Here is a 16,713-nt window from a genome sequence, read left to right as displayed (position 1 = left end):
CGATGTGTTACGGCCGCGGAAGCTCTTCCGTGGCACCGAGTTGGTGCGGCGCGAGGCGACTAAACGGTTCGGCCGGAACGTTACGCAGGACACCAAACAAGAGAATTGCGGTGAGGGCAAACCACATCGTGACACGCTGGATGCGGCGGGCACCGAACTGAAGAACGGGTAGCAGCGGGAATATTAGAAACACGATTGCGTTGTAAGCAATCGCTTGCCCGATGTGACCGTTAAGCAGGGCGTGAGCGGCCCGCGTCGTGCCGCACCCGGGGCAGTGCAAACCGGTGGCGGAATGAAGGGTACACTTGGGGTACCACGCGTTGCCAGTGGGGGGCACCGTGGAGAGCACGTAGCCGACGGCACCGAGAAGGATCAGAACCAGAACCCCGAGCGCCAGACGGACCGATCGGGTCAAACGGACCCCGGAGGCCGTAAGCCCCCGGGGTCCCGCGCCAACAGTTATGCCCGAAGCGGTTCGCTCGGACGAAGGCTCACTTGAGGGCATTGTTCGTCACGCCACTGACATACAGGATGACGTTGAGGATGATCCCAGCCACGCCCGCCACGAGCACGATAATCGAGTTCCGCTTGGAGTCCGGGTTCTTGCAGGTCACCAGACCGATGATGCCCAAGATCACGCCCAAGGGCCAGCAGCAGCAAAAGCTGAAGAGCGCGAACAGAACGACGGAGACCGTCCCGTTCATCAATCCGTCGATGCCCGTCAACTTCTTGGGGCGGTTCGGCCGGTAGTCGTCGTCATCGTCCTCATCGTCGTCGCGCGAGCGGCCGCGCCCCCGTGGCGGTTCGTCGTCGTCGTCGCGCGAGCGGCCACGCCCCCGTGGCGGCTCACGCTCGTCGTCCTCGTCGTCGTAACGGTCGCGGGCCATTCGACCTTCTCCGATTCAAGATTTGGAAATAGCGAAGTGCTAGGGGTCTAGCTGTGCACAGGTTAGCCAACTCCGGGCGGGGTAGCAAATCCGTTTCCGGCGGATCGTCCGAGATTCCGCGCCCCGGTGCCGTTCGCACCAACCACTTGAACTTTCCGGCAGAGTCCGTGTCTTTCTCCGTACTGCACCCCCCGGCGCCGCGCCGCCGACCGGGTGCGCCATCACACGCGAGAACCGCATGCTTTCTTCCAGCGAAATTCGTCAGCAGTTCGTCGACTTCTTCTGCAAGAAGCACGGGCACACGAACATCGCGTCGTCGCCGGTGGTGCCGCTCAACGACCCGACGCTGCTGTTCGCCAACGCGGGCATGAACCAGTTCAAGCCGTACTTCCTCGGCACCGAGAAGCCGCCGGTGGTGCGGGTCGCGAACACCCAGAAGTGCATCCGCGCGGGCGGCAAGCACAACGACCTCGACGACGTGGGCCGGGACACGTACCACCACACGTTCTTCGAGATGCTCGGGAACTGGAGCTTCGGGGACTACTTCAAGAAGGACGCGATCGCGTGGGCGTGGGAGCTGCTCACCGAGGTGTGGAAGCTCGACCCGACGCGCCTGCACGTCACCGTCTTCGAAGGCGACCCGGCGAACGGCATCCCGCGCGACGACGAGGCGGCGGGGTTCTGGAAGGCGGTCGGCGTGCCCGAGGAGCGCATCCACCTCGGCAACAAGAAGGACAACTTCTGGGAGATGGGGAACACCGGGCCGTGCGGGCCGTGTACCGAGATCCACATTGACCGCACGCCCGACAAGAGCGGCGGCCCGCTGGTGAACGGCGGCACGGACAAGGTCATCGAGATCTGGAACCTGGTGTTCATCCAGTTCAACCGGAACGAGGACCAGAGCCTCACGCCGCTGCCCGCCCAGCACGTCGACACGGGCATGGGGTTCGAGCGCATCTGCTCGGTGGTGCAGGGGAAGAGCAGCAACTACGACACGGACGTGTTCACCCCGCTGTTCGAGGCGATCCAGAAGGTCACGCTGTGCGACCGGCCCTACGGCGGCGACCTGAACGACCTGAAGGACACGGCGTACCGGGTGATCGCGGACCACATCCGCACGCTCACGTTCGCGCTCACCGACGGCGCGACCATCGGGAACGTGGGGCGCGACTACGTGCTCAAGCGCATCCTGCGGCGCGCGGAGCGGTACGGGTACCAGGTGCTCGGCACGAACGAGCCGTTCCTCTACCGGCTCGTTGACACGGTGGTGGAGCACTTCGGCGCGGCGTTCCCGGAGCTGAAGAAGAACCCGCACAAGGTCAAGGACCAGATCCGCGACGAAGAGGCGGCGTTCCTGCGCACCCTGCGGCGCGGGATCACGCTGTTCAACCGCATCGCCGCGCAGATGAAGGACGAGGGGCGCACGCAGGTGAGCGGCAAGGAGGCGTTCAAGCTCCACGACACCTACGGCGTCATCATCGACATCACGCTCCAGATGGCCCAGGAGCAGGGCCTGACGGTCGATGTGCCGGGCTTTGAAGAGGAGATGAAAATCGCCCAGGACGGCGCGAGGGCCGGCGGGAAGAAGTTCGCCGTCACGGCCGTGAAGGGCGACCTGCCCCCGACCGACGACGCCCCCAAGTACGACGCCGCGGTCGTCGACGCGACCGTGCTCGGCTGGGTCGTTGACAACGAGGTGGTCCGGACCGGCGCGCTGAAGGCCGGCGATTCGGCGGCGCTGCTGCTGGACCGCACGAACTTCTACGCCGAGCAGGGCGGGCAGGTGGGCGACACCGGCACCATCGACCGGCCCGGCACCGCCGGCGCCGAGTTCGAGGTGGAAGACACGCAGCGGCTCGGCGAAACGGTGCTGCACGTCGGCGCGCTGCTCGCGGGCGAGTTGAAGGTCGGCGACCGGGTCACCCTTCAGCAAACCACGACGCGCCGCATTGACGTGATGCGGAACCACACCGCCACGCACCTGCTGAACCTCGCGCTGCGCGAGGTGCTGGGGCACCACGTCGAGCAGAAGGGCTCGCTCGTGGACGAGGAGAAGACCCGGTTCGACTTCTCGCACGACAAGCCGGTGACGGCCGAGGAGCTGCGCGAGATCGAGCGCCGGGTGAACCGGCAGGTCGTGCTGGATCAGGTGGTCACGGCGCAAACGATGCCGCTGGCGCAGGCCAAAGGGCTGCCGGGCGTGCGCGCGGTGTTCGGCGAGAAGTACCCGGACCCTGTGCGCGTCGTCATGATCGGCGCCGAGGCGCCCGAGAAGGTGACCCAGGACATGTCGGTGGAGTTCTGCGGCGGGACGCATTTGCCGCGCACCGGCACCATCGGGTACTTCAAGATCGTCTCCCAGGAAGGCGTGGCGAAGGGCATCCGGCGCATCACCGCCGTCACCGGGAAGCCGGCTTACGAGGACGTGCAGACGCGCAGCGCGATCGTGGACGAACTCGCGGGCACGTTCCAGTGCCGCCCGGACGAACTGCCCACGCGCGTCGGGGCGCTCCAGGAGCAACTGAAGGCGGCCCAGGCGCAGCTCAAGAAAGCAGTCGCCGCGGCCCTCACGGGGGTGGTCGACGAGTTGATCGCGTCGGCGCCGGACGTGGGCGGGTCGAAGGTGGTCGTGGCGAAGCTGCCCGACGGTGCGAGCAACGAAACGGTCCGCACGCAGATCGACCGCGTGAAGCAGAAGTGCGGATCGGCGTTCGTGGTGTTCGGGTGGTCGGAAGGCCCGGAGAGCGCGTTCCTGATCGCCGCGCTCACGCCGGACCTCGTGAAGAAGGGGCTGAAGGCCGGGGACGTGGTGAAGCAGGTCGCCCCGGTGATCGGCGGCGGCGGCGGCGGGAAGCCGGAGCAGGCGCAGGCCGGCGGGAAGGAGCCCGCGAAGCTGCCCGAAGCGCTCCAAAAGGCCGATCGCCTCGGGCGCGACCTGCTCGCGAAGTGATGCCGCTTCGCCCGCCCGAATTCTGGTATCTGATTGAGCTTAACGCGCTCGGCACAGACGCATCCCGTCTGTGCCGAACTCTCAACACCAGGCCGGTGGCTCTCACTTCTTGCTCTCGGGGATCTCGACGTACACCTCGACGGCTTCCCAACTCCCGCGCCCCGGTGTCACCATTCCGGCCTTCGCGCCGCCCGGGTGCAGGGACAGAACGGCGCCCTCCGTCGTCTCCTTCGGAACGATCCCGAACGCCAGCCCGCTCGGCTTGTTCAGGCGCATCTTCAGCGGCTGACCGTCGGCCCGCTTCGCGGTGAGCCGGTACTGACCGACCGGGATGTTGTTGATGGCGAAACCCGTGCTGAACACGGCCTTCCGGACCACGAACGTCTTCCCGACGCTGCCGTCCAGCAGGCGCCCTTCGGGGGTCAGGGTGACCTCGATTTCCGTTCCCGTTGTGAGGTTGTTCGGCAGCCCCAGCGCCTCGCCGGGTTCGTTGAGGTGGTGCCCGATGTATAGCGAGCCGCCGTAGAAGTTGCTCCGCAGCCGCGGGTTCTCGCTCAGCCCGTCTTTGTCCGCCGCGCCGTAAGTCCAGAGCACGAAGTTCTCGACCGACCCGTCGGCCGAGGCGAACGAGGTGAGTTTCCCGTCAGCCGGATGAAGAGACAACGCGGCCCGGCCGTCGGCGTAGTCCACCGTGTACCCCGCGGCGTAGAAGTGGGCGGCCCCGAGCGGCACCTGGACCTCGTAGTAGCCCTTCTCGTCCGACTCCGCGTGAGCGCCCGAATACCGGCCGCCGACGACGGTCGACCGGACGCCGATGTAAGCCCCCTGGAGCGGCTTCCCAGCGGCGTCCTTGACGTACCCGCGGAGGTGCCCGGGCTTCTTGTCCAGTGCCGGGAACGTCGGGACCGGCGGCGCCTCTTTCGGGATCAGGTTGACGTAGTTCGGCTCCTTGCCGACCGCCACTTTGACAACCGGCGGCGGGCCGGACGGTTTGGGAGCAGCGACTTCCGGCGCCCCTGTCGTTTCGGGCGCGCGGTCCGGCTTGGCGACCGGTGGGGCCTCCGTCGGCGCGTTCGTTGATGAACTCGCGGCCGGCGCTGTCGCCGCTCCCCCTTGCGGACCGCACCCGCAACACGCGATCCCAATCAGACCCGCCAGCACCACCGGGCTCCCGTTCCGCAAGACCATATCCGTCCTCCGCCACTTCCGTTCTGCCGCTCGTCTCTGCGGGACCGGCTACGGAAGGGAACAACACAGGGCTCCTACCTGTTCGTCGGAGAGCGGTAGAACTCTTACCCCAGCGGCCGTTTTTCGGTGCCGAGAAGCCCGGGAATCATGATTCTGTACTCCCGCAATTTCGTCAGCGATCTGCAGCCCTGACCGACTCAACTCAAACGCTCTTTCAGTTCTGGTGAATCACTCCCTCCCTCGATCAGACGCCGGAGGTAGTCCATCGCCGGGGGCACCTGATCGCCATCCCAGTCGCCGTACTCCCCCTGCCCACCGGCGCCCCACACGATGATGTATTCCAGGTCGGGATCGATTTGAACCCCAGCCCCTCCTCGGTGCAGGTCGAATACGGCGTACACATGCTCAGGTTGCAAGGACCACCGCAGAAAGCGGACGCCGGCCGCAACCGCCGCGAACTCGCTGAATGCGGCGCGGAAGAACCTTTGCCCGAACGCCGGGGTCCGAGTGAGAGCGTCGTTCTGTGGCTCGACGACCCAGGTGCCCGCCACGCACCTACTGCGGGGATCGTGTTCGGGAATGTCCAACGGGCTTCTCGCTTTCACAACCGCGCAATGGACCGGAACCGGGCCGCCCGGGTGATGACAGATTTTCGGCCCTAACGCCACGCATGTTATTGTATTAGACCAATCGAAAATCAGTCTGCCGGGCGATCGCGGCGATCCCAGAAGTGAGTTCGCAGGCGCCAAACGCATCGCACCCGGGCCTTGAAGATCAAGACCCGGGTGCGAAGGTACTCGGTTACGGCCACGGCCGGCTCAGCGGATGAGGCTCAGCGGCAGGTCACGGCCGCGGAGCCGGCTCGGCTGGCCGGTCAGGAACTCGTCCACGTGCCGGGCGGCCTCGCGGCCCTCGGCGATCGCCCACACCACCAGCGACTGCCCGCGGCGGCAGTCGCCCGCCGTGAACACCCCGCGGACCGATGTCGCGTACTTCGCGTCGCTGCGGATCGCGCCGCCCTCCGTCATCGCCAGCCCCAGCCGCTCCGGCAGGCTCCGCTCTGGCCCCGCGAAGCCGATCGCCAGCAGTACGAGGTCGCACGGGAACACCAGCTCCGAGCCGTGCAGCTCCTCGAACTGGCGCTCGCCGTCTTTGTCGAAGTAGTGGTGGACGCGGACCGCGTGCAGCTCCGTGACGCGCCCCTGGTCGTCGCCGGCGAACCGCTGGGTCTTGATCTGCCAGTCGCGCTTGCCGCCCTCCTCGTGCGCGGGGGTGATGCGCAGGATCTTGGGCCACAGCGGCCACGGCGTGTCCGGGTTCACGTTCTCCGGCGGGCACGGGTTGTAGTCCAGTTGCAGCACCGACTTGGCGCCCTGCCGGTGGCAGGTGCCCAGGCAGTCCGCCGCGGTGTCGCCGCCGCCGATGATGATGATGTTCTTGCCGGCGGCGCTGATGCTGTCGGCCGGGAGCTGGTCGCCCAGCCCGCGGCGGTTCTGGGCCGTCAGGAACGTCATCGCCTGCACGACGCCCTGGAGGTTGCGGCCCGGGATGTCGAGTTCGCGCGGCCGCGTGGCGCCCACGGTCAGCACCAGCGCGTCGTGCTTCGCCCGCAGCTCCTGCGGGTCCACGTTCTTGCCGATGTCGGCGTTCGTGACGAACTCGACGCCCTCCTCGCGCATCTGGTGGATGCGCCGGGCGACGTAGTCCTTCGACATCTTGAAGTCGGGGATGCCGTAGATCAGCAGCCCGCCCAGCCGGTCGTCGCGCTCGTACACCGTGACCGCGTGCCCGGCCCGGCGCAACTGCTGCGCGGCCGCCAGGCCCGCCGGCCCGCTCCCGACGACGCCCACGGACTTGCCCGTCGAGTGGCCCGGCGGCTCGGGGACGATCCAGCCCTGCTCCCAGCCGTGGTCGACGATCGCCTGCTCGATCGTCTTGATCGTGACGGCCGCGCCGTTGAGCGCCAGCACGCACGACGCCTCGCACGGGGCCGGGCACGTCTTGCCGGTGAACTCCGGGAAGTTGTTCGTGTCGTGCAGCGCGGTCAGCGCCTCCTGCCACCGGTTCCGGTGGACCAGGTCGTTCCAGTCCGGGATGCGGTTGCCCAGCGGGCACCCGGTGTGACAGAACGGGATGCCGCAGTCCATGCACCGCGTCGCCTGCGCGCGCGTGCTCGCGACCGGCATCGGCTGGTACAGCTCGTCGTAGTCGCGGACGCGCAGGTGGATCGGCCGGGGGGTCGGCTTCTGCAACTCGACGTTCAAGAACCCACGCGGGTCTGCCATTGTGCTCACGATCGGCGCTCGACGCCGCCGCTCCTCCGTTGAGGCGCCGGGGTTTTCGCCCCGGGCTATTTCCCGCGACCCCGTCGGGGTCGAAAACCTGTTCCCCCGACCCCAACGGGGTCGCGGACAATAGCCCGGGGCGAACGCCCCGGGCACGGGGTTGTTGAAGTCGCTCGCGCCGACCGTCAGCCGTTGACCAGCTCCCACTGGCGCTGCACGGCTTTGTTCTGCTCGAGCACGCGGCGGTAGTCCTTCGGGTACACCTTCACGAACTTGGGCAGCGCCGAACCGAAGTCGTTCACGATCTCATTGCCGACCGCGGAGCCGGTGTACAGCACGTGCCGGTTGATGAGGTTGCTGAGCGTCCCGACGTCCTTGTACTCCTCGACCGGCAGCAGGTCGACCATTTCGAGGTTGCAGTTGTCGCGGAACGTCCCGTGCGGGTCGTACACGTAGGCGAACCCGCCGCTCATGCCGGCCGCGAAGTTGCGCCCGGTCGGGCCGAGCACCACCACCACGCCGCCGGTCATGTACTCGCACCCGTGGTCGCCGATGCCCTCGACCACGGCCTTCGCGCCGCTGTTGCGGACCGCGAACCGCTCGCCCGCCCGGCCCCGGAAGTACGCCTCGCCGCCGGTCGCGCCGTACAGGGCCACGTTCCCGATCACCACGTTCTCTTCGGGCACGTACCCGGCCTCGGGCTGCGGCGCCACGATCAGCTTGCCGCCCGACAGCCCCTTGCCCACGTAGTCGTTGGCCTCGCCGCGCAGGCGGAGCGTGATGCCCCGGGTGAGGAACGCGCCGAAGCTCTGGCCGGCGGTGCCGGTGAACCGCAGGTCGATGGTGTCCTCGCGGAGCCCCGCCTCGCCGTACCGGGCGGTCACGAAGTAGCTGAGCAGCGTGCCCGTGGTGCGGTTCCGGTTCGTGATCGGCATCGCGAGCTGGAGCCGCCGCGGGTGCTCGACCGCCTCCTTCGCGGCCCGCACCACCTCCCAGTCGAGCTGCTCGGCGAGGATGTCGGGCTGGCGCTCGACGTTGCGCACCACCGACCCGAACGGCACGTTGGGCCGGGCCAGGAGGGCGGACAGGTCGAGGTGCTTCGCCTTCCAGTGCCACGACAGGTCGATCGGGGCGAGCAGGTCCGGCCGCCCGACGATCTCGTCGAGCGTGCGGAACCCCATCTCGCTCAGCAGCTCGCGCACCTCTTCGGCCACGAAGAACAGGTAGTTGACCACGTGCTCCGGGGTGCCGGTGAACTGCGCCCGCAGCACCGGGTCCTGGGTCGCGATCCCGACCGGGCACGTGTTCAGGTGGCACTTCCGCATCATCACGCAGCCCATCGCGATGAGCGGCGCGGTCGCGAACCCGTACTCCTCGGCCCCCAGGCACGCGGCGATCACCACGTCGCGGCCGGTCTTCATCTGGCCGTCCGTCTGGAGCCGCACCCGCCCGCGGAGCCCGTTGCGGACGAGCACCTGCTGCGCCTCCGCCAGCCCCAGCTCCCACGGCACGCCCGCGTGCCGGATGCTCGACAGCGGGCTCGCGCCCGTGCCGCCGGAGTCGCCGCTCACGAGGATGCGGTCGGCGTACCCCTTCGCCACGCCCGCCGCCACCGTGCCCACCCCCGCGGCCGCGACCAGCTTCACCGAGATCTCGGCGTGCGGGTTCGCGTTCTTCAGGTCGAAGATGAGCTGGGCCAGGTCCTCGATGCTGTAGATGTCGTGGTGCGGCGGGGGGCTGATGAGGCCCACGCCCGGGGTGCTGTACCGGGTCTTGGCGATCGCGCTGTCGACCTTGTGGCCCGGGAGCTGGCCGCCCTCGCCGGGCTTGGCCCCCTGCGCCATCTTGATCTGGATCTCGACCGCGTTGGCGAGGTAGTTGGCGGTCACGCCGAACCGCCCGCTGGCGACCTGCTTCACCGCGCTGCCGCGGCGGTCGCCGTTGGTGTCCGGCTTGAAGCGGGCGGGGTCCTCGCCGCCCTCGCCGGTGTTCGAGCGGCCGCCGACGCGGTTGAGCGCGATCGCCAGCGTCTCGTGCGCCTCTTTGCTGATGCTCCCGAAGCTCATCGCCCCGGTGAAGAACCGCTTCACGATCTCCTTGGCCGGCTCCACCAGCTCCAGCGGGATCGGCTTGTGCGTCTTCTTGACGCCGAGCAGCCCGCGGAGCGTGCACAGCCGCCGGCTCTCGTCGTTGGCCGCCTGCGCGAACTCCCGGTACGCCTCGCGGCTCTCCTTGCGGACCGCGTGCTGGAGCGTCTGCACCGTCTCGGGGTTCCACATGCGGTGCTCGCCGCGGCGGCGCCACATGATCTCCCCGCCCACGTCCAGTTCGGGGGGGGAGACCTCGTGCCCCTTCCCCGCCTCGGCCGGCTGGGCGTCCGGGAACCCGACCGCGTGCCGCGTCAGCGACTCGCGGGCGATCTCGTTGAGGCCGATGCCGGCGATCCGGCTCGGGGTGTCGGCGAAGTGCCGCTCGATCAGGTCGCGGTTCAGCCCGATCGCCTCGAAGATCTGCGCGCCGCGGTAGCTCAGCAGCGTGCTGATGCCCATCTTGCTGAACACCTTCAGCAGGCCGGCGTTGATGGCCTTGGCGTAGTTCTTGAACGCCTTCGTGAGCTCGAGCGGCCCGCCGTGCGCGTCGACCAGCATCCCCTCGGCCGCCAGGTCGCGGTACGTTTCGAGCGCCAGGTACGGGTTCACCGCGGCGGCGCCGTACCCGATCAGGAGCGCGAGGTGGTGCACCTCGCGGGCCTCGCCCGTCTCGGCCACGAGCCCGCACTTCACGCGGAGGCCGGCGCGGATCAGGTGGTGGTTCACCGCGGCCGTCGCGAGCAGCGACGGGACCGGCACCTTGTGCGCGTCCACCCCGCGGTCGGAGAGGATCAGGATCGTGGCGCCCGCCCGCACCGCGGCCTCGGCCTCGGCGCAGAGCGCGTCGACGGCGCGGGCCAGCCCGGGCTCGCCCGCGGCCCGGTCGAACAGGGTCGTGAGGGTGCGGACCGTCAGCCCCGGCCGGTCGAGGGCGCGGACCTTCGCCAGCTCCTCGTCGTTGAGGGTCGGCCCCTTCAGCCGCAGCAGCCGCGCGTGCTCGGGCGTCTCGGCGAGGATGTTCTGCTCGCACCCGATCAGCGACTCGGTGTTCATCACCACCTTTTCGCGGATCGGGTCGATCGGCGGGTTGGTGACCTGGGCGAAGTGCTGCTTGAAGTAGTTGAACAGGAGCTGCGCGCGGTCGCTGAGCACCGCGAGCGGCGTGTCGGTGCCCATGCTGGACACCGGCTCCTGGCCGTCCTGCGCCATCGGCAGCAGCACCCGGGCCACGTCCTCCTGGGTGTACCCGAAGGCGTGCTGGCGGTTCCGCACGGTGGCGAGGTCGGGCTCGACCGGGGCCGCAGCCGGCAGGTCGTCGAGCTGCACCTGGTTGGCGGCGACCCACTCGGCGTAGGGCCTCTCGCGGGCCACCTCGAGCTTGATCTCGTCGTCCAGGATGACCGACCCGCAGGAGGTGTCCACGATGAACATCTTCCCGGGCTGCATCCGGCCCGCGGTCCTCACCGCGCCCGTCGGGGTCGGCAGCGCGCCGATCTCGCTGGCCACGATCACGCGCTCGTCGGTGATGACGTACCGGCCCGGGCGCAGCCCGTTGCGGTCGAGCATCGCCCCGATGACGGTGCCGTCGGTGAACGACAGGCTCGCCGGGCCGTCCCACGGCTCGGTGAGGCACCGGTGGTAGCGGAAGAACCCGCGCACGGCCGGGTCGAGCTGCTTCTGCTCCTCGTACGCCTCCGGCACGAGCATCATCATCACGTGCGGCAGGCTGCGGCCGCTGTGCAGGAGCAGCTCGACGGCGCGGTCGAGCACGGCGGAGTCGCTGAGCCCGTCGAGGTCGAGCGGGAGCACCTTCCGGAGGTCGTCGCCGAGCGCGCCGCCCTCCATCAGCGCCTGCCGCGCCTTGAGCCAGTGGACGTTCCCGTTCAGCGTGTTGATCTCGCCGTTGTGCGCGAGCACGTTGAACGGGTGCGCGAGCGCCCACTGCGGCGACGTGTTCGTGCTGTACCGGCTGTGGACCAGCGCGAGGGCCGACTCCGCCCCGGGGTCGGCCAGGTCCGGGAAGTACGCCTCGAGCTGGTCCGGCTTGAGCATCCCCTTGTAGACGATCGTGCGGGCGCTGCAGCTCGTGATCGCGAACCCGGCGCCGGCGGGGTGCGTGGCGGCCCAGTGCTCGGCGCGGCGGCGGATCACGTAGAGCTTCCGCTCGAAGGCGTCCGCGGGCGTGCCGGCGCCGCGGCCCACGAGCAACTGCTCCATCACCGGTTCCGTGGTACGCGCCAGCCAGCCGATGGCCGCCGACACCACCGGCACCGGGCGCCAGCCCAGGACCGTCTGCCCCTCTTCCGCCGCGACCTTTTCGAGCGCGCGGCGGCACGCGGCGGCGCTCGCCGCGTCGGTGGGGAGGAAGCAGAACGCCACGCCGTAGCTACCGACCGGGGGCAGCGCGACGTTCAGTTTGGCCGCCGCGGCCCGGAAGAACGGGTCCGGCAGTTGGAGCAGGATGCCGGCGCCGTCGCCGGTGTCCTGGTCGCACCCGCACGCGCCGCGGTGCTGGAGGTTGCGGAGCAACTGGAGCGCGTCGCTCACGGTGGCGTGCGTTTTGCGCCCGCGCAGGTCGGCGACGAACCCGACGCCGCACGCGTCACGCTCGAACGACGGGTGGTACAGCCCCTCGGGGACGAGGGGCGAGGGGACGAACGCTAAAGTCTCTGGCTGCATATGCGTTTAGTACGGGGTTGAGCCGCTTCCGGCCAACTCGGGAGAGGCAATGTGGCAGAAACCGCGTGAATGTAGTGCCAATTAAATCGCTCGAAGTCAAATATCTCGATAGCGAGACATCTTGGCAAGGCGCGTTCTTGCTGGAGCGAGGGGCGCCGGCCCGCTTGTGCCCCGCAGCCGGTGCCGCCCGATCGAACCCTAATGCCGCCTCGCACCTCGGCAGAAGCGGGCGACCACGCCCCCGCGGTCAACCGCGGAGCCCGTCTGCCGCGCAACAAGCGGGCGAGACGCCCGCGGCCCCAGGGGAAGGCGCTCACCCCGTGTTCTTCAGCCCGGACGCGACCCCGTTGATGCTCTCCAGCACCGCCGTCACCAGCTCCTCGCGCGGGCCGCTCTGGTTCCGCAGCCGGTCGAGCAGCACCAACTGGATGAAGCTCAGCGGGTCCACGTACGGGTTCCGCCGCTCGATCGACGTCCCCAGCACGGGGGACCGTTCGAGCAGCGCCGACTGGCCCGTGATCCGGCACACCGCGTCCACCGCCGCCCGGTACTCCCCCTCGATCCGCCCGTAGATGCGGGCCGCCAGGGCCTGGTCCGTCACGAGGTCGGCGTACAACCGGGCGATGACCATGTCGGCCTTGGCGAGGATCATCTGCGAGTTGTCGATCAGGGTGCGCCAGAACGGCCAGCGGGCGTACATGTCAGAGAGCATCGCGAGGCCGTCCGGGTTCGCGCGCAGGAACTCCGCGACCGCGCTCCCGAGCCCGAACCACCCGGGCAGCGTGTGCCGGCTCTGCATCCAACTGAACACCCACGGGATCGCCCGCAGCTCTTCAATGCTCCGCGCGCCGCTCCGCCGGGCCGGGCGCGACCCGATCTTCAGCTCCGCGATCTCGCCGATGCAGGTCGCCTGCTCGAAGTACGTGAGGAACCCCGGGTCCTCGTACACCAGCCCCCGGTAGTGCTTCCGGGCCGAGTCCGCCAGCGCGTCGAGGGCCGCGAGCCACTTCGGGTCGGCCCCCTCCGCCGCGTCCGGGAAGCTGGTCCGCAGGACCGCGTCCAGCACCTGCTCCAGGTGCCGCTCGGCGACGGCCGGGTGCCCGTACCGGTCGGCGATCATCTCGCCCTGTTCGGTGATCCGGATGCGGCCGTCCACGGTGCCCTTGGGCTGGGCCAGGATCGCGTAGTTCGCCGGCCCGCCGCCGCGCCCGACCGCGCCCCCGCGGCCGTGGAAGAACTGGATCGTGACGCCCGCCCCGCGGCCCAGCTCGGTCAGCTCGGCCTGGGCGCGGTACAGCGCCCACGCGGACTGCAGGAACCCGCTCTCCTTGTTGCTGTCCGAGTACCCGATCATCACCTCCTGCCGGTTCCCGCGCAGCTCGACCTGCCGCCGGTACACGGGCAGCTCGAGCAGCCGGGTGACGATCCGGCGGGCCGAGCGGAGCGGCTCCAGGGCCTCGAACAGCGGCACCACGTCGATGCGGCTCACGCCCTCCGCGGGCCGGAACAGCCGCGCCTCGCGCGCGAAGAGGAGCACCTCGAGCAGGTGGACCGGCTCGGTCGTCGAGCTGATGATGTACGTCCCGAGCGCCTCCGGGCACCGCTGCTCCAGGACCGCCGCCATCGTGCGGAACGTGCGGACCACCTCCGTCGTGTCCGGGGTGAACGGCAGGTGCGCGGGGACCAGCGGGCGCGAGGACTCCAGCTCCTTCGCGAGCACCGCGAACCGCTCGTCCGCCGACAGGGCCGCGTAGTTCGGGCACACCCCGGCCGCGGCCAGCACCTCCGCGGTCGCGGCCTCGTGCCTGGCGCTGTGCTGACGGATGTCGAGCGTCAGGAGGTGCAGCCCGAACACCTCCACGAGCCGAATGAAGTCCCGCACGGCCCCGTCGGCGCTCGCGGTCGCACCCGCCCGGCGCAGGTCGTCGGCGATCAGGGTGAGGTCGGCGAGCAACTCGCCGCGGCCGACGTACACCCCGGCGGGCGGGGCCTGCGCGTCCGCGCCCCAGTCGTCCGCGTGCGTGCGCACGAACGCGAGGGTGCGCCGCAGCTTCTCGGCGATCATCAGGCACTTCGCGCGGTACGGCTCGCCCGGCTTCCCCTGCGCCACCCCGGGCAGGAGCTTCGCGTCCGCCGCGAGCGACGCCGCGAGCGACGGGCCGGCCGCGACGAACGGTGCCGAGTGGCTCAGCTTCCCGCCCAGCGCCTCGATCCGCTGGAGGTAGTGGGCGAGGACCGTTTCCTGCTGGAGCCGGACGGCCTCGGCGGTGACGGCGTGGGTGACGTTGGGGTGGCCGTCGCGGTCGCCGCCGATCCACGACCCGAACTGCAAGAACGCCGGCACGCGGCGCCCGTGGTTCGGGTACACCTTCTCGAGCGCCGATTCGAGCTTGCGGTACACCTTCGGGACGACGTCCAGCAGCCGCGCCTCGACCACCCCGAGCACCTGGCGCACCTCGTCGAGCACGGAGGGGCGGGCCGACCGCACCGCGTCCGTCAGCCACAGCGCCTCGACCTCCTCCGCGATCGCGTCGGTCAGCGCGTCGCGCTCGGACGGCGTCGGCTGGCCGTACTCGAGCTTGTCGAGCAGTTGGGCCACCGCGGCGAGCTTCTCCAGCACCGAGCGGCGGCGGGCCTCGCTCGGGTGCGCGGTGAACACGGGCACGACCAGCGCCCGGGCGAGGTGGTCCGCCACCTCCTCAACCGGCACGCCGCGCCGGGCGATGCTCTGGAGGGCGGACTCGGCGTTCTCGGCGCGGGCCGGGTCCGGCCGGGCGGCCCGGTGCCGCAGCGCCCGCACGCGCGCCTGCTGCTCGGCCAGGTTGATGAGGTCGAAAAACACGCTGAACGCCCGGATCAGCCCGCGGAGCGCGGGCACGTCGAGCGTGCCGAGGCGGTCGCGGAGCCGCCGCGCGGCGTCCGGCGAGGGGCTGGCGCGCAGCTCCTTGGCCGCCGCCCGCACCTCCTCCTCGAGGTCGAACGCGGCGTCCCCTCCCAGGCGCCGGATCGCTTGGCCGAGCAGGTTGCCGAGGAGCCGGATGTCGGCGCCGAGCGCCTTCTGTGCCGCCACTTGCATGAACGCCCCAAGGGTCAAGGCAAACGTGAAAAGGAAAAAGGCAAAAGCGGAAGGCAAACAAGAAGAACGCGCTCGGCTTTTCCGTTTTGCCGTTCAGCTCATCCGAACACGGGCGGCTGGCCGGTGGACTCCAGCACGCTCAGCCACAGGTCGCCGTTGGGGTCCACGGTGTGACGGGCGCGGACCGCCAGCGGGATCGGCAGCAGCACGAACCGCCCGTGCCAGCGGCTCACCACCACCTCGGTGCGCCCGGCCATCGCGGCGTGGACCGCGTTGTGCGCCAGCCGCAGGCAGTACACCGCGTCGAACGGGTTCGCCTTCACGCTCCGCACGAAGTAGCTCGGGTCGAAGTACTTCAGGTTCAGCTCGAGGTTCGCGGCGGCGAAGTCCTCGGTGATTCTCTGCTTGAGGAACACGCCGATGTCGTTGAACCGCGGGTTCCCGGACGCGTCCCGCTCGTCGCTCCCGGGCGTCAGGTCCTGCCCCGCCCCTTCCGCGACCACGATCACCGCGTGCCCGGACCGCTGGACCCGCTTCCGCAGCACCGACAGGAACCCGCGCTCGCCGTCGAGCGCGAACGGGACCTCGGGGATGAGCACGAAGTTGGCGTCGTTGCGCGCGAGCGACGAGTAGCACGCGATGAACCCGGAGTGCCGGCCCATCAGCTTCACCAGGCCGATGCCGTTGGGCGACGCCTTCGCCTCGGCGTGGGCCGTCTGGATCACCTCCGCGCCGGTCGAGAACGCGGTCTGGAACCCGAAGCTCTGGTCGATGAACATGATGTCGTTGTCGATCGTCTTCGGGATGCCGACGACCGCGATCTTGGTCCCGCGCGCCTCCACCTCGCGCGCGATGGCCTGCGCCCCGCGGAGCGTCCCGTCGCCGCCGATCACGAACAGGACGTTGATCCCCATCCGCTCCAGGCAGTCGACGATCTCGGCCGGGTCCTGCTCGCCGCGCGAGGTGCCCAGGATGGTGCCGCCCTGCTCGTTGATCTGGCTGACGAACTGGGGGGTGAGTTCGAGGACGGGCCGCTTGTACTTCGGGATGAACCCCTGGTACCCGTTGCAGAACCCGTGGATGCGCTGCACCCCGTACAGGAAGTGCAGTTCCATCACCAGCGCGCGGATGACGTCGTTGAAGCCGGGGCACAGCCCGCCGCAGGTGACGACGCCGGCGCGCGTCTTGGACGGGTCGAAGAAGATCTTGCGCCGCGGCCCGGCCGGCTCGAACCCCGGGATCTGGTCGACGGGCACGCCGCGCCCGGCGAGCGCCGACGCGGTGTCGTCGAAGAGCACGCGGTCGGCTTCGTCGACGTTGTAATAACTTCTCTTGCGCTGCTCCAACAGCGGGAGCATGGGCGAATCGATCCGGCACGGCCCGAGCGACTTGACGACGAGGTCTTCGCGGCTGACCAAAAGACGCCCCCGTGTGTTTACCTGTTCGGCGTCTGTGCGCTGGAAGAGTTTTCAACGCACCCGCACCGCGGGTTTTAAACGGTTGAGTCAGAAAAAGCGTTCGAATCGCGTTGCCACGCTGCAACTCTGAAGCCAAATCG

9 protein-coding genes are annotated in these 16,713 nt (G+C 69.4%); 1 reads left to right on the top strand and 8 read right to left on the bottom strand.

Annotated elements, in window-relative coordinates; genetic code table 11:
• Positions 1–7: 7 nt before the first annotated feature.
• Positions 8–505 carry a DUF2752 domain-containing protein gene (locus GobsT_RS41290; protein WP_081471966.1) on the bottom strand — a complete coding sequence of 166 codons (498 nt, stop codon included), beginning with the start codon at positions 503–505 and terminating at the stop codon, positions 8–10.
• Positions 492–887, bottom strand: coding sequence for a hypothetical protein (locus GobsT_RS31845; RefSeq protein WP_029601273.1), 396 nt, complete (start codon positions 885–887; stop codon positions 492–494). The genes GobsT_RS41290 and GobsT_RS31845 overlap by 14 nt, the downstream gene beginning before the upstream one ends.
• Positions 888–1,125: 238 nt before the next feature.
• Between GobsT_RS31845 and alaS the strand changes: the two genes are divergently transcribed.
• Positions 1,126–3,837: an alanine--tRNA ligase gene (alaS, locus tag GobsT_RS31840; protein WP_109570736.1), complete on the top strand. Its 2,712-nt coding sequence runs from the start codon at positions 1,126–1,128 to the stop codon at positions 3,835–3,837.
• Between the two features lie 102 nt (positions 3,838–3,939).
• Here the strand turns inward: alaS and GobsT_RS31835 are convergent, their stop codons facing one another.
• The 6 genes from GobsT_RS31835 to GobsT_RS31810 form a co-directional block, all read right to left on the bottom strand.
• Entirely contained in the window at positions 3,940–5,025 is a 1,086-nt protein-coding gene (locus GobsT_RS31835) for a peptidase associated/transthyretin-like domain-containing protein (RefSeq protein ID WP_010039561.1), read from the bottom strand.
• 197 nt (positions 5,026–5,222) lie between these two features.
• Complete coding sequence (locus tag GobsT_RS31830) at positions 5,223–5,612, bottom strand: hypothetical protein (RefSeq protein WP_148087945.1); 390 nt, start codon at positions 5,610–5,612, stop codon at positions 5,223–5,225.
• Between the two features lie 231 nt (positions 5,613–5,843).
• Positions 5,844–7,310, bottom strand: a complete 1,467-nt coding sequence (locus GobsT_RS31825) for a glutamate synthase subunit beta (protein ID WP_010039566.1) — start codon at positions 7,308–7,310, stop codon at positions 5,844–5,846.
• Positions 7,311–7,495: 185 nt separating this feature from the next.
• The gene (gltB, locus tag GobsT_RS31820; RefSeq protein WP_010039568.1) at positions 7,496–12,079 is read right to left on the bottom strand and encodes a glutamate synthase large subunit; all 4,584 of its coding nucleotides are present in this window, start codon (positions 12,077–12,079) and stop codon (positions 7,496–7,498) included.
• A gap of 313 nt (positions 12,080–12,392) precedes the next feature.
• A complete protein-coding gene (gene ppc, locus GobsT_RS31815) occupies positions 12,393–15,155 on the bottom strand; it encodes a phosphoenolpyruvate carboxylase (protein ID WP_010039570.1) in 2,763 nt (920 codons plus the stop codon).
• 98 nt (positions 15,156–15,253) lie between these two features.
• Positions 15,254–16,573, bottom strand: coding sequence for an ATP-dependent 6-phosphofructokinase (locus tag GobsT_RS31810; protein ID WP_010039572.1), 1,320 nt, complete (start codon positions 16,571–16,573; stop codon positions 15,254–15,256).
• Between the last annotated feature and the right edge of the window lie 140 nt (positions 16,574–16,713).

Origin of the sequence: Gemmata obscuriglobus (assembly GCF_008065095.1) — a bacterium.
GTDB lineage: Bacteria > Planctomycetota > Planctomycetia > Gemmatales > Gemmataceae > Gemmata > Gemmata obscuriglobus.
The sequence above is the reverse complement of the archived record's forward strand: the minus strand, read 5'-3'. Positions and strand labels throughout refer to the sequence as shown.